Here is a 230-nt window from a genome sequence, read left to right as displayed (position 1 = left end):
TCGCTAGTAATCGCGGATCAGCATGCCGCGGTGAATACGTTCCCGGGCCTTGTACACACCGCCCGTCACACCATGAGAGTTTGTAACACCCAAAGTCGGTGGGGTAACCTTTTAGGAACCAGCCGCCTAAGGTGGGACAGATGATTAGGGTGAAGTCGTAACAAGGTAGCCGTAGGAGAACCTGCGGCTGGATCACCTCCTTTCTAAGGAATATTACGGAAACCTACACA

At 52.6% G+C, this 230-nt stretch carries 1 rRNA gene; it reads left to right on the top strand.

From position 1 onward, the window contains the following. Window positions 1-203 (top strand): 16S ribosomal RNA (locus MMY95_RS15820); the annotation flags it as partial. Window positions 204-230 lie beyond the last annotated feature (27 nt).

The organism is Lactiplantibacillus sp. ME-2 (genome assembly GCF_022549155.1).
Lineage (GTDB): Bacteria > Bacillota > Bacilli > Lactobacillales > Lactobacillaceae > Lactiplantibacillus > Lactiplantibacillus plantarum.
The sequence above is the reverse complement of the archived record's forward strand: the minus strand, read 5'-3'. Positions and strand labels throughout refer to the sequence as shown.